Raw genomic sequence first — 21,155 nt, 5'->3', positions numbered from 1 at the left:
TGGTACAATAGGGAGCAAGATGTTGAACTCGATCAGAACCGGCAATCGGGAAGATAATCTACGGAGGAATATATGATGATTAATAAATCATTGGCAGTGGAATCGCTTATTATCTCATTCTTTATTCTGATAGTCGGTGTCATATGGCAAGTCGTGCAAGGGGTGATTCAAGGATATACCGCGACTAAGAAGTATGTACCTGACGTTGTAAAAAACTACGAATCCGTCGATTATATGCAGCAACAGGTATCCTTCGGCTACATACAGAGTTCATTCGGGTGGAGAACCGTTCTCTTTATGGCCGCTGGATTTCTCGCAATCGCATTCATTTATTATTCGGTCAGAATGATGCTTAGCCGAATGTTATAGTTGAAGTCCCATAACCCACCAATGGTTAACTGCCACCGGTGGGTTATGTGTTTACTGGGATCTTAGTGCTTTAGTATAAATGGTGGGTGAAAGGATGCGTGAAATGTGAGATACAAAGCCTTGTTTCTGGACTTTTATGGGACGCTAGTTCATGAAGACGATGATATTTTGCCTGCTATTTATGAACAGATTCAACAATCTGCCTCCATCTCTTGCAGTCAGCGGGAGATAGGCAACTACTGGTGGAAAAGTTTCTCGGCCATCTTCAGCAACAGTTATGGCGGCACCTTCCAAACACAAAGATCGATTGGCATTGAATCGCTCAGGAACACCTTGGAGCATTTTCATTCTGCTGATGAAGCAGAGGAACTAATACAAATTCAATTTGACCATTGGAGGAAGCCAAGGCTTTATTCAGATACACCGCCATTCCTGGAGCAGACTCGGGGGACAACTATTTATATTTTGTCCAACATCGATTCTGCCGATATTGCTGAAGCGGTCCGTTATCATGGCATTGAAGCGGACGAGGTATTAACGAGTGAAGATGTACGGTCCTATAAGCCAAGACCGGAATTATTCCAGGAAGCACTGCGACGGACGAACTTACAGCCACATGAAGTGATCCATATTGGAGATTCGATTGTAAGTGATGTGAGCGGTGCGCAACAGCTTGGCATACAGGCCATTTGGCTGAATCGTCTAAACAAGCAGCAACCTGACGGCTACCATCCGGATTATGTATGTTCCGACTTGAACGAGGTCTTATCTATTTTGCATAGGGGAAATGAGAACAACAATACTTAATTAGGGAGATTTTAGAAGATGAATCTGCGAGTCTACAAACCACAAGATTTTGAGAATGGTGTAGCCTTATTTATTGATGTTTTTAATGCAGCGCGATGGAATGTCGAATGGACGTACGCAGTAGCGTCAAGCTTCCTATCCGACCTGACAGCTCAACAGGGCTAAGGAGGAAAGCAATGGGGATCGAATAGTATGACATGATTACGCGAAGGAATGGCGGGTATAAAGGCAGGGCAATATTCAAAGTGCTCGGAAGATCTGCTAAAGATGTTTTCGAAGCAAGACTAAAGGGAACTACTGCCTGACGCACAGACAACTTCATCCATATCGTCAAGAAAGGAAGTAACGGAGCATGCGAATAAAAGAAGTGATTCTACAGACGAGCCAGTTAGATCAGCAACAACATTTTTATCACGTACAGCTTGGAATGCCAGTGCTAGAATACTCCGATACTGTGCTTCGTTTGCAATGCGGCAATTCTGTGCTAACGTTTGAAGTTCATCATGGGGAAACCATACCCTATTACCATTTTGCATTTAACATGACACCCAACAAATTAGATTCTGCGATCCAATGGATTAGAGAGCTTGTTATTGCAATAAATCTCGTAGAGGGCAGGGAAGTCGTTCATTCAAACAGTTGGAATTCAGACTCTATCTATTTCTATGACCCGGCAGGCAATATCGTTGAATTGATAGCTCGTCATCTTCTAACTGGAGAATCAGGGGAAATGCAGTTCAACTTTAACGATCTGCTTGGCATCAGTGAAATCGGTTTGCCGGTTACGGATGTAACGGAGGTTTCAGCGGTATTGACCACCTTCTTGCAGGAGCAAGTGTATTTGAACTCGGATGAGCTATTTGCCCCAATTGGAGATGAAGAGGGACTGTTTATTCTCTCCTCTACAGAACGCAACTGGCTTGGTTCCGATAAACCGGTCAAAATTTTTCCGCTCACTGTTGAAGTGGAAGGTTCTAACATGGATAGCTTTCAGCTCCCCGGCCATCCGTATCAGATCTTGATAACGAATAAATCTTGAGCTAACGCACTTGTCTCTCAAAGGAGGATACTAATGACACTACCAACACGTCACTTTATCATAACGGGAACCACAAGCGGAATCGGAGCACAATTAGCAAAGGATCTACTGGAGCAAGGAGCTAATGTTTACGGCATAGCACGGAGAACACCACAGGAGCTGGCTTCTTATGGAACGTATCAGCATTTTTCATTTGATCTCTCCAAGCTAACGGATATCGAGGGACTGGTGAATCAAATTTGCGAAAGGCTGGAGGAGAGAAAGGCGGAGTTTATTTGCCTGGTCAATAACGCTTCCATGCTAGAACCGCTGCTTCCTATCGAGCAATGCAGCTCAGATGATCTTATTAACAATATACAGATTGGCTTGCTTGCGCCGATGATGTTGACTTCAGCTTTCATAAAGTCTACATCGCATATCCATGCGAGGCGTAAAGTAGTAAATATCACATCAGGATCAGGCTCTTATCCTGCGCCGGGAATGAGTTCCTATTGCAGCGCCAAAGCGGGGCTGAACATGTTCACACAATGTGTCGGGCTGGAACAGCAGAACCAGATGAATCCTGTGGAAGTGATAGCTGTCATTCCAGGTATGGTCGATACGGAGATGCAGGTCATAGCCCGTAGTAAGGATGAGCACAGCTTTGCCATGGCTTCACTATTCCGGCAAGTGCATGATGCAGGCCAATTGATCACACCGAAGGCGTTAAGCCAGCATTTGCAAAGAATAATTGAAAACCATTATTCCAATGGCCAGATTGTCACCTATAATGAAGCTTAATTCAAAGGGAGCAAAGCTATGGGTTCAAGAGTGATGCACTTCACCATATCTACAAGGATTCTTGGTGAAATCAAGCTTGATCATGAACGGTTTATTCTCGTCGGCATCGCGCCGGAATTGTATGCAAATATGAACGTATCCCTATGAAGAAGAGGCACTACAGAGCGAGGGAGGATAAGAATGGAGTCGGAGCGAAAGTATGCTATAAAAAGGCCATTCGGAAGCATTGCTGTAATTCCTTATGGACTTTTGATGATCGGGTTACTCTTAACGCTATTATTCCGAATAAACTTGCCCGATTCATTAATTCCTCTCATTTTAATCAGTTTCGCTTTTTCCGTACATGCAGCTTGGTTTATTACTGTTGTAATTCAACTCATTATATTTAAACCCCGCCATCTTCAGCTGCTGGAGAACGCCATAGCCCTCTATAATAGGGGAATTCAAGCTGCGGATATTGATAAAATCGTCATACAAGGTTATTTCTTCCCGACGATCGGCATCGTACCGCGAGGCAAACGTTTCGTGCCCACTTATTTATGCTTTGCCTTTCGCGAGCATGATGAGGGCATGAAAGGTTTAAAAGAATGGGCAGATCAACATCAGGTTGAAGTCAAAGCAGGTCATTATCGGACTTGGATATAGGTCAGGAGGCTAGCAATGGCTTACTATTATTGGAGTTTGGTTGTGCCATCCTTGATCATAGCTATTCCGGTAATGATTCTGTTGATCCTGATATGGAAGCAAACTGAGCGATCGGATGAACATAGCTTGGGCTGGAAAACGGCAGGGTATCTGCTGCTTACGCCTTTTCGTCTTATCCTGAATGGCTTGCATGTACCAATAGGCGTACTACTGGCATGGCTGTTCTATCGAAATGCCAAGCAAAACAAAACCTATAAGCATCGGGTCATTATTCTTGGCATTGCAGTCTATCTCATCGAGTTTATTCCACTCCATAGCATGGTGCAGGATTGGTTCTATCCGCGTGACCAGATAAGCACTTACTTAACGATCGATAGAGAAGAATCAAATCAAGGCTTCAGCCTCTTGCTCCAGAATCCAGAGGGAACCATCTATTGGTCCTATCATGAACATGATGAAGAAGGGAGTCAGCTCTATGAAACCATTAAGCAATCCACTCCCGCCAAACAATATTCATACCAGCAACAAGGAGATGAGTGGAGGCTGTTGCTGCATCAGGACACCGAGAATTATCGAGAGGTGTTTCGGAGATTAGAATTGTTGATTCGCCCGGACGGCGAGGTGTTTTGGTTAGCTTTTCAAGGACAGCATTATTCCTTCCATGCCTCAAATAATCTAAAGCAATTTCTTCAGCCTCGCATGGAGGTGCAATCTAATTCATAATGTCTATGTGACATTCAGTAAACCTATCGAGAGGGGAAATTAACATGGATCGATCTTTACTTATAGGGTGGCCTTTTATTATGCTATTGGTATATTTAGCGGGTGTCGTACTCGTTTTTATAGCACTGATCATGTTTATTCGATTGGCGAAGCGCGGAATTATTGCACTTGATATCTACATCAACGAGAAGAGAGGCGGAAGACAAGAATGAACATCGCACTCATTGTCATCGATATGCAGGAGATTTATCTGAAGCAAGTGGACGTTGCCCGTGTGGATAGCGCTTGTGAATATATTAATCATGTTGCGGCTATGCTTCGTTCCAGCAACCAGCTAATTGTTCATGTGCAAGATGTGGACGGGAAGGACGAGACGAATCAGGAACAATATGCCACAATTCCGGCAATTCAGATGGAACCGTCGGATATGGTTGTAACCAAGCTATATTCCAACTCCTTCTGGCAGACAGAGCTAGAGCAGCTTCTGCGGGATCATCACGTTGACTTTGTGGTCATATCCGGCTTTGCGATGGAACATTGTGTACTGTTCACTTACAATGGGGCGAGTGAAAGAGGGTTCACGCCAGCGCTTCTCCAGCGAGGCGTATTAAGCGAGCATGAAGACTCCATTGCTGCAGCATATCGTGACCGCCATGTCGTTTCCCATCCCGTCATAAAGCTCATGCTGAAATCCTCATAACCGAAGGCATGGCATAAGCGTTCCACCTATGGGCTGCCAGTAAACGGAGGGATGATTATGAGATCTCTGCTGTGGCGAAAGCTGTTCTTTCAAGGGGCAAAACCGTCATTTGATAAAGCTGAGCTTAAAAGGTATCTTCATATCTATGAGGAAGCAGTATTGCTTCAAACCTGTCAGTTGGATGAACCGATTCAAGTGGATCGTTTCTTGCAATACTTGTCCAGCCAACATCCGATTTTGTTCCATGGCACTAACGCAGCGGAGATACAGGAATTCGTACCTAGACCACAAACGTTATATACCGGTCAGATGACGGAGGCCGTATTTGCAACCTCTGACGGCATATGGCCCATTTTTTATGCGGTATTCAATCGCAAGAAGCTGAATGTCAATTTTCGTAATGGCTGTATCGAATCCGGGGATCAACGCTATTACTTCTTCTCGCTGAGCGAGGAAACCTATCATAATGATCCTTGGTGTGATGGCGCAGTCTATGTGCTCCCGCGTGAATCATTTAAGAAGCAAGGCAAAGGGCTGCTCAACTTTGACGAATGGATCAGTCTCGAACCTGTAAAGCCGCTGTTCCAAATTCGGGTGAAGCCGTCAGACTTTGCATACCTGCATAAGGTGTCGAAGCACTGTTCGGCTGAATGCATCCTGAAAACTTGGTTCATGTGCAAATTCAGAGTAGAAAAAAGGGAGCACACATCTACATAGCTGGAGGTCTGGTATGAATCAAATGGTTGTTGTCGTTAAGGCCATTATTATTCGTGATGGAAAAGTTTTATTGATGAGGCGTTCCGATGAGGATCAAGTCGCTGCAGGTGAATGGGAAACCCCGGGCGGCAAGGTTGATTTCGGCGAGCAGTTGGAATCGGCACTTATTCGTGAAGTCATGGAAGAAGCAGGAATTGAGATCACCGTAGAAAAATTGATGTACGCGACGACTTTTCAAACTGGCCCTGATCGCCAGATCATCTTATTGTCGTATCATTGCAGCACAGAACAAGATGCCGTCACCTTATCGGAGGAGCACTCGGCCTATGTATGGGCAGATCAGAAGCAGTTAACGGAATTGCTGCCTGAGGCGATACACGATGACTTTCACAGGAATGGTGTATGGACAATCATCGATTCTGACTAAAGGAGAACCCAAATGGAGACCATTCTATATTTGGTTCGACATGCACAATCCATATATGCTGAGGGCGAGGAGAGAAGCAGGGGTTTAACTGTGGAAGGCGAGAAACACGCTTTTTTGGTAAAAGATTTATTGGAAAGTGAGTGCTTGGATGCTTTCATCTCCAGTCCCTATGAACGAGCCATAGCGACGATTCGTCCGGCTGCCGAGCAGCAAAACATGAAGATTACGCTCTATGAGGATTTGCGAGAGCGGGCCATGGGGCAATTTGAGCCGGAAGCTTTTTTCGATGCCAAAAGAAAACTCTATGCGGAGAAATCATTTGCTTTCCCAGGAGGGGAATCGAGTGTTGTAGCGCAAACTCGCGCAGTGAAAGTAATTGATCATATTTTGTCCGCGAACAAAGGGAAAAAGCTCGCCATTGGAACTCATGGGGATATTATGACGCTTATGATGCAGCAATATGATTCTCAGTATGATTATCCGTTCTGGGCTTCGTTATCGATGCCTGATATCTATAAACTTGTCTTTGCAGAAACACATTTACAGTACACAATCCGCTTATGGCCAAGCGATTAGAAAGGGGGTCAGTTATATGGAGGATCAGTGGACGATAGCCCCTTACAGCTCAGTATGGAAGGAGTTATTCCTTCAAACCGGTCAGTTACTTAGACAGGCTTTGCAAGAAAAAGCTATTCGAATTGATCATATCGGCTCTACGTCAGTAGAGGGGCTTGCTGCGAAGCCGATAATCGATATTCAAATCTCGGTACCGGATTATAAGAATCTGGAACAATACCAGAATGAGATTGAGTCTGCTGGTTTTATGCTTCGCCCTGATAATCCCGATCAGAGCAAACGATACTTCCGTGAGCTGCCAGGCCATCGAAGGACACATGTTCATGTGCGTCAATACGGCAGTTACTCGGAGCAGCTGTCATTATTGTTTCGAGACTATTTGCGCACGCACCCGCAAGATTGCGATCGGTATACGGAAGAGAAACACAAGCTTTTCCGTAAATTTTATCATGACCGGCCTCAGTACGTAGAAGGCAAAGGGCCGATTGTTTGGGATATCCTGCAGAAGGCTCATCTCTGGTCACAACAAACGGGTTGGCAACCAGCTCCAACCGATGTCTAAGAGGTGAGTTCTATGCTCTTGGCATTGCCTACCGTTTAGGATGAATTCATCAACTGACCGTAACATGGCGATCGGGCAATGAAAGGGGATGCTTTTCTATGGAAGATAGCAAGGCGGCAAAAAACTTGAGGAGAGCCTTGTATTCATCGATTGGATCAATTATCATCGCTTGTTATTTCATATGGTTTAATCTAGCTAACAATCATCCGGCTATCTTGAGTTTCGCTTTTTTTGCGGGCATTCCAGTCCTGTTATTTGTGATCGGCATGATTAGCTTGGATCTTATCTATCAGGATAAGCAAAGCTTTGTCGGTACGTTGGCGGAGAAAAGGCACAATAAGATCTATGTTACTGATGCAAAAGGTGATAAATATACTTATCGTCTCCCAAATGAGCAATTCGACCATATTGAAGAAGGCGCTCAAGTAGAACTGCGCTATTACAAACGAACGAAGACGGTAACCTCGATCCAAGCGGCTCCAATCGTAATCGAAGAAGATTATAATATCTAAAATAAGAGTTCACTTAATGAGTGAGTCTAATTTATCGATCAAAGGAAGATGCAGCGATGCCGAATCATACTATAAGCTATCGACTTGCGAATATAGAGGATGCTCCGCTATTGGCAGAGATGAATCAACAACTCATTCAAGACGAGGGCAGCGCCAATCCGATGAAGCTCAATCAACTTGTCGAGCGGATGACGGCTTTTCTGCAGACGGAGTGGCAAGCGGCGATCCTGCTGCGGAACGATGAGCCGGTCGGATATGCACTGTATCAAGAACGTTCGCAGAACCATCGGCCGGAACAGACGGAAGTTTTTATACGCCAATACGTGATCGACCGGCGGTACCGCCAGCAGGGATTAGGCAGACAAGGCCTTGCCATGCTGGAAGAAAAATTGTTCCCCCATGGATGCAACCTTGCCATAGATGTGCTTCAACAAAACGAGGCTGGCCGTGCATTCTGGTCGTCTATCGGCTTCAAGCCCTATTCTATTCATATGAAAAAAGAAACCGACTAACCCCTAGCCGTGTTCAATCTATTGTCCCTTTGTAAAAGCCTGACACACCAATCGTTACTAGTCCTCGTCTCCTCAGAGTAATGCTTTCCGTAGTCTACCTAATGCCATCGCAGCACTTCTCCTTAGCAAACCACTACATCAACCGCTAATGCCGACCATTTCAAGATGAGGGATATGCAACCCTACCATCTATGAAAAATTTCTATAGAGAATGATGTAACTTCTTGCAGATTTGGAACGTTCTAATAAACTAGAACAACGACAAGAGGGGATTATGCCTATGAACAACAGGAGTCTGTTGCTGGCGGTGCTTTTGGTCATCCTGATCCTATCCGCAGGCTTCTATGCCTATCATTCGACAACGACAGCACAATCAAGCCCCGCTGATATTCATCTGTCCGCGAGCGTAAGCAAAAACATAAATCAGAAAATGGATTTGGACTATATGCTCGACATCATGCTCATCCAGAAGACCGACAGTACCCATCTCATCTATCCGGTCATTACGGGAATTAATCGCTTATCGTATGATGCCAAGGACGAGGAGCTTGGATTTTTTGTGCCGACCAACATTGTACTGGTGGATAAGGATGAGCCCAAGATCGTAGATGCGGTTGCGACGAACAATCTCTTCACATGGGAAAGAGACACGTTCTATGGGATCTGGGCGCCTGCTCAGAAGGGGATCTACAAGCTTCGCGCGTATTTCAACTCGGATCAAGAGATCGAACAATGGCAGCATACGCAGCTATTGTATGTGCATATCGAAGAAGGCTGGCTGGGCAATGACTTAAGCTGGTCCAAGATGATCGACGTTCAAATAGATAACTAATTGCTTTATCGATCCTGACATAGAGGAGAGGTACCTGTACATATGGATGCCATTCGCTTCCCAATCGGCAAGTTTCTTCCGCAAGTGCTGTCATCTCATGATCGGATGCAATTAATTGCTGAATTGCCTTCGATAACGCAATCCTTGCGTCAATACGCAGATTCTTTGACCGAGACTCAATGGGAGAAAAATTATCGACCAGATGGGTGGTCCATACGCCAGATCATTCATCATATGGCTGATAATGATATGAATGCCTATATCCGGTTCAAGCGTGCTTTAACAGAGGATGCACCGACTGCAACCTCATACCGGGAAGATCTCTGGGCGGAACTCGCCGATTATAAGCATATCCCTATAGCCCATGCGATTGGGTTATTGGAGCTGGTTCACGAGCGATATATCATCATATTGTCCCAAATGAAGAATAGCGACTTCAAGAGGACGTTAACGACAGAGGTGCTGGGCAGAATCTCGCTTGATACCGCGCTTCAGCGGTTCGTATGGCATAATCGGCATCACCTGGCGCAGATTGAATCAGCCATTCTTCAGAACAATGGAAAATAGTTATTCCCATATCTCTGTTAATAATTGTATGATATTAGAAATCTAATGGGGAGGTTCCTATGACACGATCTCTGGCAAACCAAATCTATGATACGGCCCATCTGAACGGCACATTCACATTGCGATCCGGGCAAGTATCCAACGAGTATTTCGACAAATACCTATTCGAGGCTGATCCTGGCCTTCTGCGTACGATCGCAGAGCAATTAGTACCGCTCATTCCAGCCGGTACCGAAGTGCTTGCAGGACTTGAGATGGGCGGTATTCCAGTCGCAACCGCAGTTTCGCTTCAGTCGGGCGTTCCTGCAGCTTTTGTCCGCAAGAAATCGAAGGAATACGGAACCTGCAAGCTAGCCGAGGGAGCAAGCATAGCGGGCAAGCGGGTTTGCGTGGTGGAGGATGTCATTACAACCGGCGGACAAGTCATGATCAGCACACAAGAGCTTCGCGAAGCCGGTGCAATCGTCGAGAATGTCCTATGTGTCATTGAACGCAATCCGGACGGCAGGCGAAAGCTTGCGGAAATCGGTGTCCGCGTCCACGCCTTGTTCACCATGGAGCAATTGCTCAGCGGGCGCGGGGAGGGCTAGGGATTGGACATTATACGTGATCTGCTGATCCAAAAATTCCATGAAATCGAACGGCGAATTCTGCTTGTCATCAACCAACTGGATGATGAAGAACTGAGCTGGCGGCCCAATGACTACAGTAACAGCATCGGGAGCCTGATCGTACATATGAAAGGGAACATGAACGAGCGGATTGTGTCGGGCATACAAGGTCATGCTGTAATGCGGGATAGAGATGCTGAATTCGAACCGATGCAGCTGTCCAAGATCGAACTGATTGATCTGACAGCCGGATCCTTCCGAATCATAACGGACACAATCGCTCAGTTGACAGACGAGCAGTGGCAGCATACTCAGCTTGTAAGGGGGAAGGAGAGAACCCATCTTGACATGCTGTTTCAGTGCGCGACTCACTTCTCTGAGCATATGGGCCAAATCTTCTATATAGGAAAGCTGCTTAAAGGTGATGCGTATACGGTTACTTCCATTCCTCGCAAGAAAATGGACGCCATGAGAGTCTCGGCAGTCGTATTGGATCTTGACGGCACCTTGCTGCAATCCAGCAAACAAATAAGCGCACGTAATGCAAGAGCTGTGAGTATGTGCCATTCTCTAGGAATCAAAGTCATCTATGCGACAGCAAGACCTCCGCGTACGGTAAAGCAGTTCCTGCCGATCGAGCTGCAGCAGTTAGGCTCCTTCGTCTATTACAACGGAGCCTATATTCAATGCGCCCATACAGGACTTGAACTTCATAGACCTATTCCAGCTGCCATGACGTCCGATTTGTTGAATGCTTGTATCGAAGAGAATCCAGATATTGAGCTCAGTATCGAAGTGCTGGACGAGTGGATGAGTCTAAAGCCATTTGACGCATCATCACATGTAGGCGTGAATCAACCTCCGGCAATCATTCCGCTAGAGCAGATGCGTAAGTATGCTGCGACAAAAGTATTAATATCGGGGCCGTTCTATATCGATCGCTTAAAAGAGAAATACGCCTCGCAGCTTCACTTCGTTGTTACGGACGGCGGTGGTCTTATTCAAATTTCTTCCCTTGATGCCGCCAAGGAGCAGGGCGTTGCGGCCATATGCAAGGAATTGGGGATATCGCTCGAGGAAGTCGTTGTGTTCGGGGACGATTATAACGATATGGGTTTATTCGAATGCTGCGGATGGCCAGTCGCGATGGGTAATGCAGTTCCCGAGCTAAAGCAATTGGCCAAAGAAATTACGGGGACAAATGATGAGGATGGAGTAGCTGCCGTATTGGAAAGACTTCTGAAGGAAGCAGCCATTCCGCGATAAAATCGTTGATTAGTATCAAAAAAAGTCGAAACGTCGATATAGGATGCTTGATTTACGAATGGTATAATGGAAATCAATAACAAAACATGATATTAATTCGGTATAAACCGTTACCCAAGCCCCACTCATGGTTAAGCCCGTGGGTGGGGTTTACTAGTAGACAAGCCTTCTCCGAAGGAGGAGAAGCATGTGTACTCTTAGGTTGGTAGGCTAGACAGTGATCTTCAAGCGCTTCTTCAATCTTATAGCATGAATTCACTGAAATTTCACTTTTTTATTCAAGACAATAACAGGTACGATGGATCATTCGAATAAGCCAAAGGAAGGATTGCTAATCAGGCTTGATCTCGACCGGCTGCCTGAGACAATCTTGGCTACTATTAGCGGGCGAGACATACAATCCTATGAAATTGTGCGACTGGATGGCTAACCAAACGACTAACTAGAGAGGAAGTACGACATGATTGTCTACCATTACGATGCGTTCACGCATGTACCGAATCAAGGAAATCCGGCAGGCGTTGTTTTTGAAGCCGATCACTTGGATGAAGCAACCATGCTGGAGATTGCAGGGCAAGTCGGCTTTAACGAAACCGTATTTGTGCAATCCTCCTCTGTGGCAACGGTACGACTTCGATATTTTACGCCCGGTCATGAGATCAATTTATGCGGGCATGCCACGATGGCAGCTATATATGGGCTTCGAACCAGAGGGTATCTGAATTCGGTGCCTGAAATCACGATAGAGACAAAGGCGGGAATATTGCCGGTTGCGCTCACGCTTGACTCCAGCGATCTGCTGACGATTCGGATGCAGCAAAGCGAACCTCAGTTTGTACCTTTCGGAGGCGATCAGGAGCGGCTTATGCACGCTATTGGCTTGTCGCTTAATGATTTGGATACACGATATCCCATTGTATACGGAAGCACAGGCACCTGGACGCTCCTTATTCCGATTCGGACCTTACATGCTTTTGCCAGCATGCTTCCCGAGCCCTCCCAATTTTCCGTATTGCTGACCGAGATGCCGCATGCCTCGATTCATCCATTCGGCTTCGATACCACTCATCCTGAAGCGATGATGCATGCCAGACATTTTTCCTCGCCTTATTCCGGTACGATTGAAGATCCCGTTACAGGGACGGCGTCGGGAGTAATGGGGGCCTATTATTTGACTTATATTCAGTCCGAAATGGATCAGTTATCTTGTCTGATCGAACAAGGCCATGAAGTGCAGCGGGATGGCAGGGTTCAGGTGGATGTGAAGCGAACCGCTCGAGGCATGAATGTCTACGTCTCAGGGAATGCCGTCTTTGTGAAAGAATTAGTGATAGCCCCATAGACTGGGAAGTTGAATCCGTTGGATACGCTAGAGGCTGAAGGGAGAACGGAATGACACAAACAGAAGTAAGACTCATACGGCATCATGAGCGGGATGCTCTTCTGGTGCTCTATAGACAGTTGATTGAGCAAGATCCTTTTCTGGAAGATAGTGAAGAGCTGAGGCTGCATTGGGAAGCGATCATGCGAGACGATACGCTGAATATCATTGTTGTCGAGCAAGATGGGCTGCTTGTGGCTTCATGCGTAGTACATATTCTAAAAAATTTGACGCGGGGCGCCAGGCCCTATGCCCTGATTGAAAATGTCGTAACGCATAACCGCTACAGAAGAAGAGGGCTGGGGCGAATGGCCCTTGATGAGGCCAAGAGGATGGCTGAGGAGAGCGGCTGCTACAAAATCATGCTTCTAACGAGCCGCGCTGACGATTCCGTACATCGATTCTATCAAGCTGCCGGTTATCGCAGCGATGTGAAGACAGGTTATGTGATGAAGCTGTAATTTCATTTGAGAGTCATGCAATACCATATATATAGAAGGGGGATCTATTCATGGCAAGCCCGATTATGAACTGTGTCGACACAATCTTTGTTCATGTACGCAATTTGAATGAATCGATTCAATGGTATGCCAAGCTGCTAGGGATCGAGGTGCTTCCGAAGGACTATATCGGACCGATCTTTACCTTCCCCATGGGAGAGGGACGCCCAGGAATAACGCTAGACAATCATTGCTTCGATCAAGACTATGACTTTACGCCATCTACGCATCCTTTATTTAACCTCCGTACAGGAGATATTGACGCCGCCTTTCAGCATGTGAAGGAGATTGGAGCTAAGAGCGTAAGTTCCATACAAGTGTATCCGGATTTATCTGAATTTACGTTCATGGACCCGGACGGCAACCTGATTATGATTTGTGATTGTAAGACGGATTAAACCAGACAGGAGGCGGGGATATGTACGAATATTGCTTTGTTGAGACTCATCTAGGCGGCTTCTTCACAGAGGCAACCCATCGCGAGACGATTATGGAATACGCTGCTCAAGGGTGGAGGCTGGTGCAAGTATTGCCGACTGACTACAATGGACACGGTAAGCCAAGCGGATATGAGATTGTGTTTGAGAGACCGCGCCAGGACTGAAGGACGGGCAGCAGCAACAATAATTCTTGGCCTTCCCATACCTGAATATGATGGAAAGTGACGGCGACGTCATGCATGCATTCCATTCTATGAGGAGGGAAAGTCATTGAAAGTCCTGCATCGAATCATGATAGGGTTATTAGCGTTTGTACTAGTCTTAGGTACCATTACGATTGGTACACCTGAGGCAGAGGCCGCAGCGGTCGTACAGGTTGACACTGTCGCGGAGATACAGACCGCCTTGCAGCAAGCTGTTCCGGGCGATATCATTCTAGTCGCACCCGGAACCTATGAACTCACAACGGCCAGCACTGTAGGCATTAGACCGGCTTATTATTATTCAGGAGCAAGCGGCACCGCTGCCGCGCCGATTACGCTTCAAAGCGCCAATCCAGCCAATCCGGCTATTCTAAAAGGCGGCGCCATCTCCTCACCGGGTTACACGTTATACTTAACCGGTGACTATTGGAACGTCAACAATATTACGGTTATGCATGGCCAGAAGGGGATTGTGCTCGATAACGCCAATCATGTGCACTTGAACGGTGTAACCGTGCGGCATGTGGGACAGGAAGGCATTCACATCCGAGACGGCAGTTCATATGCCATAATTGAGAATAGTGTTGTCGATGAGACTGGCGCGACAGGCAATGCTACGGACAAAGGCTTCGCTGAAGGCATCTATATTGGTTCGGATCGCTCGGTATGGAACGTCAACGAAGGATTGCCGGGCAGCAGTGTCGGAATCGGGCAAGGTTATGATCGCGCTGTGCTGCATACGATTGTGCGGAACAATGTGATTGGGCCTGCCGTTGCGGCCGAACCACTCGATATTAAGGAAGGTACTTCCCATACGTTAATCGAAGATAATCTTTTTCTAGGGGCGGGAATAGCTGGTGTAGGCTTTAACTTTGCCGATAGTTTCATCGATGTTAAGGGTATCAATGTGACGATTCGCAACAATATCGGTTATCGCCAGAACAACACAGGGATAACAGCCGATATTGCAGAAGTGAATCGCACAAGCAGCAGTCCGTGGTGTCCTGCGAGCGAGACGTCGAATCAAAGCTTGGGTGACACGAGCGATGGAAATACGTACACGAACAACCAGTTTTTTGCAGGCCATCCTCCTGTAGCTTGGGATCGGCAAGCGCCGACCGTGCCCGGCGGATTAACCGCAACAGCACTGTCAAGCAGCGCGATTGCGTTAACTTGGAGCGCATCCTCAGACAACGTAGGTGTAGCCGGTTATCGCATCTATCGCAACGGAATTCAATTCGCGACGACGAATACGGCGTCCTATACCGATACAGGGCTAAGCTCATCTACGGCTTATACGTATACAGTTAGAGCGTATGATGCATTCAATAATGTATCGGCAAGCAGCCCCTCCGTCAGCGCGACAACTCTGTCTTCAGGCGGGGGCGGGACATCTTCTCTTAAAATTCAATATGAGGATGGAGACGGGTCAGCGGGCAATAATGCGATTAAGCCATTTTTGAAAATTGTGAATACCGGTACGACAGTTATTCCGCTTAGCGAGTTAACCGTTCGCTATTACTTCAAGCGGGAAGCTGCCGTAGCCCAAAATCTTACGATTGACTACGCCGTCGTCGGCAAGACCAATCTAACAGGAAGCTTCTATACCATGGGCTCCCCGAAAGCTACGGCCGACGCTTATCTGGAGCTCGGATTCTCGGCCGCTGCAGGCAGTGTGGCGGCATCGGGCGATACAGGGGTTATGAAAGTGAGAATAAATAACAGCAATTGGTCTAACTTCAACGAAGCCAATGATTACTCCTACGCGCCATCCTTAGCTTCATTTGCTGATCATGACAAAATAACGCTGTACCGCAACGGCATACTGGTGTGGGGCATTGAGCCATAGCGTATAGATAGATGCGAATAGTCGAAGGTGTCCGCTATGAATTCGAATAGTGCTTGACACCTTTCGGCTTTTTTCGCTACAATCATTTCCAATCATTGGGTGAAGTTAGAAGCAAGGAGATGTGAGATGAAACCCATCAAGCGATCAAAAGCAAGAATTATGGCGGGTACGGCGTATTATCGGTTCAGAAGACATCTGGCCTGGCGATTCAGCGGCAAGAAGTACGCAAGAACAATCAGTACAATGTCCTTGCCTCATCGCATCAGCTCACATCAGACACCGCTGCTTCGACGACTTAAAGATGTGGATATGACCATGCAGTATAATAAAATCAAAAATTTAAAGATTGCTTTGCAAAGGTTGAACGGCATTATCCTGAGTCCCGGAGAGACCTTCTCCTATTGGAAGCTGATTGGCAAGCCAACCAGAAGAAAGGGTTACGTAGAAGGTATGATTCTACACTATGGCAGCTTCAAGAGCGGCGTCGGCGGGGGGTTGTGCCAATTATCGAACTTGCTCTATTGGATCACGCTCCATACGCCTCTTACCGTGATAGAGCGTCATCGCCACAGCTACGATGTCTTCCCGGATTCGAACCGTACGCAGCCCTTCGGAAGCGGTGCGACTTGCGCTTACAATTATTTGGATCTGCAAATCTATAATGCGACAGATACGCCCTATCAATTGTTTCTTAACCTGACCGACGAGCATCTGGCAGGGGAGTGGAGATGCAATGAACTGCCACTCTATCACTATGAAGTTTATGAACGAGAGCATCGTATGTCACAGGAGTATTGGGGCGGTTATACCAGGCATAATCAAATTTATCGACGGGTAATGAATCTAAGCCGTGAATGTGTTGCGGACGAGTTGGTTGCCGAAAACAAAGCGTTAATGATGTATGAACCGCTGCTTGAAGCACCAGGAAAAGGACGGAACAGCGGCTAATTAAGATAGGGGTGGGTGAATGAAGCTCAAAGTGGTTGGGACTGTCCGTCTCTCTGCTGACAGCTTCCGAATTGCCAGAATTTTTCGTCGGCTGATGGACCAGTATCGCGAGCGATCCATCCAGAGCCTGAATCTATGCCGTCCTATGACGGTCAAACGATTCCAGCTGCCAAAGCAGAGGCGGTAGATTAATAGAAAAAGATGTGGAGAGTGAAGACAATTTGAACTATACATTACACAAAGCAACACCAGAAGATACGCCGTTTCTAAGGGATATGTTATTCGCGTCGCTTTTTGTGCCAGCAGGTCAAAAGCCGTTCGATCGTTCAATCTTGCAAGAGCCTTTCATGGCCAAATATGTAGAGGGCTGGGGAAGGAGCGGGGATGTCGGATTTATTGCAAGAGTTGAGAGTGGCGCCGCGGTAGGTTCTATTACCGCTCGACTGTTCACCGAGACGAACAAAGGGTTCGGTTATGCCGGCGACGATGTTCCGGAAATGGGAATGGCCATTGTGAAGAAGCACCGGGGAAATGGGCTGGGCAAGCTGCTTATGGAAGGACTGATCGACCAGCTTCGGACGGATGGATATGACAAGCTCTCTCTAAGCGTAGACCCGTCGAATGAAGCCGCAGTCCGGCTGTATAATCGTTACGGATTCAAAGAGATCGGCGTAGTGGGCACTTCGATTACGATGGTGGCGCAGCTATGAGCAGGACGATTATGATCAGCGATATTCATGGATGCCTGGAGCCTTTGGAGAGACTGCTTGAGAAGGTGCGTTATGTTCCGGAGCAGGATCAGCTTATTCTGCTTGGTGACTACGTCGATAAGGGCCCGCAAAGCCGCGAAGTTGTCGAAGCAGTGATGAGTCTTGTGAATCGACATGGCGTCATTGCGCTGCGCGGCAACCATGATCAGCGGCTTGTCGATTTTATCCGGGGAGACAATCCAGTCGTACTTCACAAATTCGCAGAGCATGGTGGCCCGCCTACCTTGCAAAGCTATACAGGTTTCTCCGAAGTAACAGAGCGCAGCAGGGAGGAAGCGCGGCGAATCATGGAGGAGCAATATTCAAGCCATCTGGACTTCTTGGCGGGCTTGCCTCTTTATCTGGAAGATGACCGCCATATCTATGTTCATGCCGGGCTGCGGCCAGGAACCTCCCATTGGACGTTGCAATCGGATCATGACTTTATGTATATCAAAGATGAATTCTATCTTCATCCTACCACAGTAGACAAAACCGTCATCTTCGGCCATACCATCACGACAAAGCTTCATGCAAAGCCCGATGTATGGTTCGCAGGGGATAAAATTGGCATCGACGGTGGCTGCTCGATCGGTCTACAGCTTAATGCGCTTCTGTATAAAGATGGAGTCTATGAAACAGCTTGCGTAGAGAACAAGAAAGCAAAGGAGTGAATGCATATGCTGCACATACGTCCGGTTACGGTAGAAGAGGCACCGGTATGGTGGGAACTCCGCTTGGAGGCGCTGCGAACTAGTCCTGAGGCTTTCGGCAGCTCCTATGAGGAAGCGCTAGAGACATCACCGGAGGCTGTGCGGGCGAAAGTCCAGGCAACTGCCAGCCAATTTGTACTGGGGGCTTACGCCGATGGCCAACTGGTTGGGATAGCGGGATTTTTGAGACAGACCGCACGCAAGACAAGGCATAAAGGAATGATATGGGGCGTGTACGTCAAGTCAGATTATCGGAAGCATGGAGTAGGCAAAGGATTAATTGAAGAGGTCATCAAGCAAGCACGCCGAATGGAGGGGCTTGAGCAAATCCAGTTGACAGTTGTCACAACGAATACAGGGGCTACGCAATTGTACAAGTCACTTGGTTTCCAAGGCTATGGCTTGGAGCGAAATGCTCTCATTGTGGATGGGAAACGGTATGACGAACAATGGATGGCTTATGACTTATAGCCGTAATGAATCCTGTCGCTCGGCTAAGCTGATCTGGATTAACGGCGCTTTCGGCGCGGGTAAGACGCAAGCCGCACATGAGCTATGCAGAAGGCTGCCGGATTCGTATTTGTACGACCCGGAGAATATGGGATACTTCCTTCGGAAGCATATGCCGTCTTCTGTTGCACGCGGGGATTTCCAGGACTTCCCCGCATGGCGCGAATGTAATTATGCCATATTGAAGATGCTCCATGAAGAATATGAAGGTCCCATTATTGTCCCAATGACTATTGTAGATACACGCTACTTCGAGGAGCTTGTAGGACGCTTGAGAGCGGATGGGATTGAGGTTGTGCATGTGGCCTTATGCGCTTCGAGAGACGTACTGTTGGCTCGGTTAAAGAAGAGAAGAGAGGGAGCGAGCTCCTGGGCGGCGCAGCAAATTGACCGTTGTGTACAGGGACTTCAACAGGAGACTTTCCTCCAACAAATCGATACAGATCGTATGAGCATGGATGAGGTTGTAGAGGAAATTGCGACTATTGCCGGGATTCAGCTTCAGCCTGATCGCAGAAGCAAGCTTCAGAAGTGGAAGGACAGATGGTCGACTCAGCTCAAACATATCAGATGGTTTTGAACCTGATCCTGGATTAAGGTGACTAAGAGGAGAGAAAACAACGATGATTCTGGAAGTAGCCATATTGAATATTAAGCAGGGTCTCACCCGCGAGTTCGAAGCAAGCTTCAAGGAAGCGTCACGCATTATAGCCAGCATGAAAGGTTATATCAAGCATGAGCTTCAATCCTGTATGGAGAATGACCATCAGTATATCCTGCTTGTCCATTGGGAGACGCTTGAGGATCATACGGTCGGCTTCCGGGAGTCGCAGCCCTATCAAGAGTGGAAAGCATTGCTGCATCATTACTATGATCCATTCCCGACAGTCGAGCATTATGAGCTGGTTCAACTAGATCGGTAACGAACTAGAAAGCAGGGATGACTTATGACAATAACATACCACGAAGATGATACCATTACCCCGGAGGAGCTGGCTGAGGTATTCCTGCAGTCGGGTATCCGCAGGCCGACACATGATCTGGAGCGACTCGGACGCATGCTTGCCCAAGCCGATGAATTGCTGACGGCTAGAGCGGACGGCAAGCTGGTTGGCGTATTGCGGGCTATTACGGATTATGCGTATTGCTGCTACATCTCGGATTTGGCTGTAGATCGGGATTATCACGGGCAGCGAATCGGCGAAAGTCTGATGAAGAAGCTGCAGGAAAAGCTGGGCAACGAAGAAGTTCAATACATCCTTACATCAGCGCCAACGGCAGTCGGATTCTATGAACGGATTGGCATGGAACGCTTGGATAAAGCATTTGTCATTCGGCGTCAGCGCTAGGTACTTTATTTACCGACAAGAAAGGAAGTAGGACGATGTCAGAAGCGCAGTCCGATCTCTACGATGCGATATACAGCTTCAAAAACTATGAACAGGAAGCAGCTGCAATTAAAAGCTTGATTGAAAGCAAGCGACCGGAAGCCAGATCGGTTCTGGATATTGCGTGCGGAACGGGAAAGCACGCAAGCTTCCTGCAAGCCAGCTACGCAGTGGATGGGATTGATTTGAATGAGTCTCATGTTGAGGCGGCGAGAAAAAGAAATCCGAAATCACGGTTTACCGTCGGTGATATGATGAGCTTTCAACTCCATCAAACTTATGATGTCATTACTTGTCTGTTCAGTTCAATCGGATTTGCGAGAACGCTGAGAGGTGTAGAGCAAGCGGTGCACAGCTTCAAGGAGCATCTGGAGCCGGATGGAATTATCCTGATTGAACCATGGTTTACACCAGAAGATTGGCAGCCCGGTTATGTGACAGTCCTTCAATATGAATCGGATGATTGCAAGATTAGCCGAATGTCTCATTCAAGTACGAATGGTTCAACTTCTATTCTACAATTTGATTATTTGATAGGTCGCAGCAGCGGTATTCAACATGTACAGGAACAGCTTGAGCTGGGCTTATTCTCAAGAGAAGAACTGACGGAGCTTTTCATCCGTGAAGGCTTACATGTGGAGTACGACGAAAAAGGATTGATCGGCAGAGGCATGTATCTATTAAGCAGGAAGTGAGGCTAGCGGATGGAACACCAGGTACGATTAGCGCAAGGCAGATATTGGTATGTATTCAGCGGAGTTTTACTTATAACTTCTGCCTATGCAATCGTTAATGCCTTTTATAAGATAAATCCCGTACCTTATGCGGT

The 21,155-nt window shown here is 47.1% G+C and carries 33 protein-coding genes; all 33 read left to right on the top strand.

The window, feature by feature from the left end:
• The first annotated feature begins 72 nt into the window (after positions 1 to 72).
• The 33 genes from ACFVSO_RS10935 to ACFVSO_RS10775 all read left to right on the top strand — a co-directional run bounded on the left by ACFVSO_RS10935 (position 73) and on the right by ACFVSO_RS10775 (position 21,021).
• Positions 73 to 369 carry a hypothetical protein gene (locus ACFVSO_RS10935; RefSeq protein WP_387473147.1) on the top strand — a complete coding sequence of 99 codons (297 nt, stop codon included), beginning with the start codon at positions 73 to 75 and terminating at the stop codon, positions 367 to 369.
• Positions 370 to 489: 120 nt separating this feature from the next.
• Positions 490 to 1,176, top strand: a complete 687-nt coding sequence (locus tag ACFVSO_RS10930) for an HAD family hydrolase (RefSeq protein ID WP_387473145.1) — start codon at positions 490 to 492, stop codon at positions 1,174 to 1,176.
• An 18-nt stretch (positions 1,177 to 1,194) separates the two neighbouring features.
• Positions 1,195 to 1,341, top strand: coding sequence for a hypothetical protein (locus ACFVSO_RS10925; RefSeq protein ID WP_387473143.1), 147 nt, complete (start codon positions 1,195 to 1,197; stop codon positions 1,339 to 1,341).
• A 187-nt stretch (positions 1,342 to 1,528) separates the two neighbouring features.
• The gene (locus tag ACFVSO_RS10920; protein ID WP_387473141.1) at positions 1,529 to 2,215 is read left to right on the top strand and encodes a VOC family protein; all 687 of its coding nucleotides are present in this window, start codon (positions 1,529 to 1,531) and stop codon (positions 2,213 to 2,215) included.
• A gap of 33 nt (positions 2,216 to 2,248) precedes the next feature.
• Positions 2,249 to 2,995, top strand: a complete 747-nt coding sequence (locus ACFVSO_RS10915) for an SDR family NAD(P)-dependent oxidoreductase (RefSeq protein ID WP_387473140.1) — start codon at positions 2,249 to 2,251, stop codon at positions 2,993 to 2,995.
• Between the two features lie 180 nt (positions 2,996 to 3,175).
• Positions 3,176 to 3,640 carry a hypothetical protein gene (locus ACFVSO_RS10910; protein WP_387473138.1) on the top strand — a complete coding sequence of 155 codons (465 nt, stop codon included), beginning with the start codon at positions 3,176 to 3,178 and terminating at the stop codon, positions 3,638 to 3,640.
• Between the two features lie 15 nt (positions 3,641 to 3,655).
• Positions 3,656 to 4,363, top strand: a complete 708-nt coding sequence (locus ACFVSO_RS10905) for a hypothetical protein (protein ID WP_387473136.1) — start codon at positions 3,656 to 3,658, stop codon at positions 4,361 to 4,363.
• An 80-nt stretch (positions 4,364 to 4,443) separates the two neighbouring features.
• On the top strand, positions 4,444 to 4,575 hold the full coding sequence (locus ACFVSO_RS10900) for a hypothetical protein (RefSeq protein WP_387473134.1): 132 nt from the start codon (positions 4,444 to 4,446) through the stop codon (positions 4,573 to 4,575).
• Positions 4,572 to 5,063 carry a cysteine hydrolase family protein gene (locus ACFVSO_RS10895; RefSeq protein WP_387473132.1) on the top strand — a complete coding sequence of 164 codons (492 nt, stop codon included), beginning with the start codon at positions 4,572 to 4,574 and terminating at the stop codon, positions 5,061 to 5,063. The genes ACFVSO_RS10900 and ACFVSO_RS10895 overlap by 4 nt, the downstream gene beginning before the upstream one ends.
• A gap of 57 nt (positions 5,064 to 5,120) precedes the next feature.
• Positions 5,121 to 5,780, top strand: coding sequence for a hypothetical protein (locus ACFVSO_RS10890; RefSeq protein ID WP_387473130.1), 660 nt, complete (start codon positions 5,121 to 5,123; stop codon positions 5,778 to 5,780).
• A gap of 13 nt (positions 5,781 to 5,793) precedes the next feature.
• Positions 5,794 to 6,207 carry an NUDIX hydrolase gene (locus tag ACFVSO_RS10885; protein ID WP_387473128.1) on the top strand — a complete coding sequence of 138 codons (414 nt, stop codon included), beginning with the start codon at positions 5,794 to 5,796 and terminating at the stop codon, positions 6,205 to 6,207.
• Between the two features lie 12 nt (positions 6,208 to 6,219).
• The gene (locus tag ACFVSO_RS10880) at positions 6,220 to 6,783 is read left to right on the top strand and encodes a histidine phosphatase family protein (RefSeq protein ID WP_387473126.1); all 564 of its coding nucleotides are present in this window, start codon (positions 6,220 to 6,222) and stop codon (positions 6,781 to 6,783) included.
• A 16-nt stretch (positions 6,784 to 6,799) separates the two neighbouring features.
• Entirely contained in the window at positions 6,800 to 7,345 is a 546-nt protein-coding gene (locus tag ACFVSO_RS10875; protein WP_387473124.1) for a GrpB family protein, read from the top strand.
• A gap of 98 nt (positions 7,346 to 7,443) precedes the next feature.
• Entirely contained in the window at positions 7,444 to 7,857 is a 414-nt protein-coding gene (locus ACFVSO_RS10870; RefSeq protein WP_387473122.1) for a hypothetical protein, read from the top strand.
• A 56-nt stretch (positions 7,858 to 7,913) separates the two neighbouring features.
• Positions 7,914 to 8,369 carry a GNAT family N-acetyltransferase gene (locus tag ACFVSO_RS10865; protein ID WP_387473120.1) on the top strand — a complete coding sequence of 152 codons (456 nt, stop codon included), beginning with the start codon at positions 7,914 to 7,916 and terminating at the stop codon, positions 8,367 to 8,369.
• A 280-nt stretch (positions 8,370 to 8,649) separates the two neighbouring features.
• Positions 8,650 to 9,201: a hypothetical protein gene (locus ACFVSO_RS10860; RefSeq protein ID WP_387473118.1), complete on the top strand. Its 552-nt coding sequence runs from the start codon at positions 8,650 to 8,652 to the stop codon at positions 9,199 to 9,201.
• 42 nt (positions 9,202 to 9,243) lie between these two features.
• The gene (locus ACFVSO_RS10855) at positions 9,244 to 9,768 is read left to right on the top strand and encodes a YfiT family bacillithiol transferase (protein ID WP_387473116.1); all 525 of its coding nucleotides are present in this window, start codon (positions 9,244 to 9,246) and stop codon (positions 9,766 to 9,768) included.
• 59 nt (positions 9,769 to 9,827) lie between these two features.
• The gene (gene pyrE, locus ACFVSO_RS10850; RefSeq protein ID WP_387473114.1) at positions 9,828 to 10,358 is read left to right on the top strand and encodes an orotate phosphoribosyltransferase; all 531 of its coding nucleotides are present in this window, start codon (positions 9,828 to 9,830) and stop codon (positions 10,356 to 10,358) included.
• 3 nt (positions 10,359 to 10,361) lie between these two features.
• Positions 10,362 to 11,645 (top strand): Cof-type HAD-IIB family hydrolase, encoded by a 1,284-nt coding sequence (locus ACFVSO_RS10845; protein ID WP_387473112.1) that lies wholly within the window; start codon positions 10,362 to 10,364, stop codon positions 11,643 to 11,645.
• A 460-nt stretch (positions 11,646 to 12,105) separates the two neighbouring features.
• A complete protein-coding gene (locus ACFVSO_RS10840; RefSeq protein WP_387473110.1) occupies positions 12,106 to 12,987 on the top strand; it encodes a PhzF family phenazine biosynthesis protein in 882 nt (293 codons plus the stop codon).
• A 50-nt stretch (positions 12,988 to 13,037) separates the two neighbouring features.
• The gene (locus tag ACFVSO_RS10835) at positions 13,038 to 13,487 is read left to right on the top strand and encodes a GNAT family N-acetyltransferase (RefSeq protein ID WP_387473108.1); all 450 of its coding nucleotides are present in this window, start codon (positions 13,038 to 13,040) and stop codon (positions 13,485 to 13,487) included.
• Between the two features lie 50 nt (positions 13,488 to 13,537).
• Positions 13,538 to 13,924, top strand: a complete 387-nt coding sequence (locus ACFVSO_RS10830; RefSeq protein ID WP_387473106.1) for a VOC family protein — start codon at positions 13,538 to 13,540, stop codon at positions 13,922 to 13,924.
• Positions 13,925 to 13,944: 20 nt separating this feature from the next.
• On the top strand, positions 13,945 to 14,130 hold the full coding sequence (locus ACFVSO_RS10825; RefSeq protein WP_387473104.1) for a DUF4177 domain-containing protein: 186 nt from the start codon (positions 13,945 to 13,947) through the stop codon (positions 14,128 to 14,130).
• A gap of 106 nt (positions 14,131 to 14,236) precedes the next feature.
• On the top strand, positions 14,237 to 16,018 hold the full coding sequence (locus ACFVSO_RS10820; RefSeq protein ID WP_387473102.1) for a cellulose binding domain-containing protein: 1,782 nt from the start codon (positions 14,237 to 14,239) through the stop codon (positions 16,016 to 16,018).
• A 126-nt stretch (positions 16,019 to 16,144) separates the two neighbouring features.
• Entirely contained in the window at positions 16,145 to 16,966 is an 822-nt protein-coding gene (locus ACFVSO_RS10815) for a VanW family protein (protein ID WP_387473100.1), read from the top strand.
• A gap of 19 nt (positions 16,967 to 16,985) precedes the next feature.
• A complete protein-coding gene (locus ACFVSO_RS10810; protein ID WP_387473098.1) occupies positions 16,986 to 17,153 on the top strand; it encodes a hypothetical protein in 168 nt (55 codons plus the stop codon).
• A gap of 34 nt (positions 17,154 to 17,187) precedes the next feature.
• Positions 17,188 to 17,676, top strand: a complete 489-nt coding sequence (locus ACFVSO_RS10805; protein WP_387473096.1) for a GNAT family N-acetyltransferase — start codon at positions 17,188 to 17,190, stop codon at positions 17,674 to 17,676.
• On the top strand, positions 17,673 to 18,389 hold the full coding sequence (locus tag ACFVSO_RS10800) for a metallophosphoesterase family protein (protein WP_387473094.1): 717 nt from the start codon (positions 17,673 to 17,675) through the stop codon (positions 18,387 to 18,389). Before ACFVSO_RS10805 ends, ACFVSO_RS10800 begins: the two co-directional genes overlap by 4 nt.
• A 6-nt stretch (positions 18,390 to 18,395) precedes the next feature.
• Complete coding sequence (locus ACFVSO_RS10795) at positions 18,396 to 18,899, top strand: GNAT family N-acetyltransferase (protein WP_387473092.1); 504 nt, start codon at positions 18,396 to 18,398, stop codon at positions 18,897 to 18,899.
• Positions 18,868 to 19,518: an AAA family ATPase gene (locus ACFVSO_RS10790; RefSeq protein ID WP_387473090.1), complete on the top strand. Its 651-nt coding sequence runs from the start codon at positions 18,868 to 18,870 to the stop codon at positions 19,516 to 19,518. The genes ACFVSO_RS10795 and ACFVSO_RS10790 overlap by 32 nt, the downstream gene beginning before the upstream one ends.
• A 43-nt stretch (positions 19,519 to 19,561) precedes the next feature.
• Entirely contained in the window at positions 19,562 to 19,861 is a 300-nt protein-coding gene (locus ACFVSO_RS10785) for an antibiotic biosynthesis monooxygenase family protein (protein ID WP_387473088.1), read from the top strand.
• Between the two features lie 24 nt (positions 19,862 to 19,885).
• A complete protein-coding gene (locus tag ACFVSO_RS10780; RefSeq protein WP_387473086.1) occupies positions 19,886 to 20,287 on the top strand; it encodes a GNAT family N-acetyltransferase in 402 nt (133 codons plus the stop codon).
• Positions 20,288 to 20,322: 35 nt separating this feature from the next.
• Positions 20,323 to 21,021, top strand: a complete 699-nt coding sequence (locus ACFVSO_RS10775) for a class I SAM-dependent methyltransferase (RefSeq protein WP_387473084.1) — start codon at positions 20,323 to 20,325, stop codon at positions 21,019 to 21,021.
• Positions 21,022 to 21,155 lie beyond the last annotated feature (134 nt).

Source organism: Paenibacillus sp. NPDC057967, assembly GCF_042887015.1.
GTDB lineage: Bacteria > Bacillota > Bacilli > Paenibacillales > Paenibacillaceae > Pristimantibacillus.
The sequence above is the reverse complement of the archived record's forward strand: the minus strand, read 5'-3'. Positions and strand labels throughout refer to the sequence as shown.

Bases quoted from the DNA above. Each gene is read 5' to 3' on its own strand.
- ACFVSO_RS10790 (WP_387473090.1), top strand. From the start codon at position 18,868: ATGACGAACAATGGATGGCTTATGACTTATAGCCGTAATGAATCCTGT.
- ACFVSO_RS10780 (WP_387473086.1), top strand. From the start codon at position 19,886: ATGACAATAACATACCACGAAGATGATACCATTACCCCGGAGGAGCTG.
- ACFVSO_RS10860 (WP_387473118.1), top strand. From the start codon at position 8,650: ATGAACAACAGGAGTCTGTTGCTGGCGGTGCTTTTGGTCATCCTGATC.
- ACFVSO_RS10890 (WP_387473130.1), top strand. From the start codon at position 5,121: ATGAGATCTCTGCTGTGGCGAAAGCTGTTCTTTCAAGGGGCAAAACCG.
- ACFVSO_RS10775 (WP_387473084.1), top strand. From the start codon at position 20,323: ATGTCAGAAGCGCAGTCCGATCTCTACGATGCGATATACAGCTTCAAA.
- ACFVSO_RS10830 (WP_387473106.1), top strand. From the start codon at position 13,538: ATGGCAAGCCCGATTATGAACTGTGTCGACACAATCTTTGTTCATGTA.
- ACFVSO_RS10935 (WP_387473147.1), top strand. From the start codon at position 73: ATGATGATTAATAAATCATTGGCAGTGGAATCGCTTATTATCTCATTC.
- ACFVSO_RS10900 (WP_387473134.1), top strand. From the start codon at position 4,444: ATGCTATTGGTATATTTAGCGGGTGTCGTACTCGTTTTTATAGCACTG.
- pyrE (WP_387473114.1), top strand. From the start codon at position 9,828: ATGACACGATCTCTGGCAAACCAAATCTATGATACGGCCCATCTGAAC.
- ACFVSO_RS10920 (WP_387473141.1), top strand. From the start codon at position 1,529: ATGCGAATAAAAGAAGTGATTCTACAGACGAGCCAGTTAGATCAGCAA.
- ACFVSO_RS10855 (WP_387473116.1), top strand. From the start codon at position 9,244: ATGGATGCCATTCGCTTCCCAATCGGCAAGTTTCTTCCGCAAGTGCTG.
- ACFVSO_RS10800 (WP_387473094.1), top strand. From the start codon at position 17,673: ATGAGCAGGACGATTATGATCAGCGATATTCATGGATGCCTGGAGCCT.
- ACFVSO_RS10905 (WP_387473136.1), top strand. From the start codon at position 3,656: ATGGCTTACTATTATTGGAGTTTGGTTGTGCCATCCTTGATCATAGCT.
- ACFVSO_RS10880 (WP_387473126.1), top strand. From the start codon at position 6,220: ATGGAGACCATTCTATATTTGGTTCGACATGCACAATCCATATATGCT.
- ACFVSO_RS10785 (WP_387473088.1), top strand. From the start codon at position 19,562: ATGATTCTGGAAGTAGCCATATTGAATATTAAGCAGGGTCTCACCCGC.
- ACFVSO_RS10925 (WP_387473143.1), top strand. From the start codon at position 1,195: ATGAATCTGCGAGTCTACAAACCACAAGATTTTGAGAATGGTGTAGCC.
- ACFVSO_RS10875 (WP_387473124.1), top strand. From the start codon at position 6,800: ATGGAGGATCAGTGGACGATAGCCCCTTACAGCTCAGTATGGAAGGAG.
- ACFVSO_RS10795 (WP_387473092.1), top strand. From the start codon at position 18,396: ATGCTGCACATACGTCCGGTTACGGTAGAAGAGGCACCGGTATGGTGG.
- ACFVSO_RS10840 (WP_387473110.1), top strand. From the start codon at position 12,106: ATGATTGTCTACCATTACGATGCGTTCACGCATGTACCGAATCAAGGA.
- ACFVSO_RS10895 (WP_387473132.1), top strand. From the start codon at position 4,572: ATGAACATCGCACTCATTGTCATCGATATGCAGGAGATTTATCTGAAG.
- ACFVSO_RS10915 (WP_387473140.1), top strand. From the start codon at position 2,249: ATGACACTACCAACACGTCACTTTATCATAACGGGAACCACAAGCGGA.
- ACFVSO_RS10865 (WP_387473120.1), top strand. From the start codon at position 7,914: ATGCCGAATCATACTATAAGCTATCGACTTGCGAATATAGAGGATGCT.
- ACFVSO_RS10825 (WP_387473104.1), top strand. From the start codon at position 13,945: ATGTACGAATATTGCTTTGTTGAGACTCATCTAGGCGGCTTCTTCACA.
- ACFVSO_RS10910 (WP_387473138.1), top strand. From the start codon at position 3,176: ATGGAGTCGGAGCGAAAGTATGCTATAAAAAGGCCATTCGGAAGCATT.
- ACFVSO_RS10815 (WP_387473100.1), top strand. From the start codon at position 16,145: ATGAAACCCATCAAGCGATCAAAAGCAAGAATTATGGCGGGTACGGCG.
- ACFVSO_RS10810 (WP_387473098.1), top strand. From the start codon at position 16,986: ATGAAGCTCAAAGTGGTTGGGACTGTCCGTCTCTCTGCTGACAGCTTC.
- ACFVSO_RS10870 (WP_387473122.1), top strand. From the start codon at position 7,444: ATGGAAGATAGCAAGGCGGCAAAAAACTTGAGGAGAGCCTTGTATTCA.
- ACFVSO_RS10885 (WP_387473128.1), top strand. From the start codon at position 5,794: ATGAATCAAATGGTTGTTGTCGTTAAGGCCATTATTATTCGTGATGGA.
- ACFVSO_RS10835 (WP_387473108.1), top strand. From the start codon at position 13,038: ATGACACAAACAGAAGTAAGACTCATACGGCATCATGAGCGGGATGCT.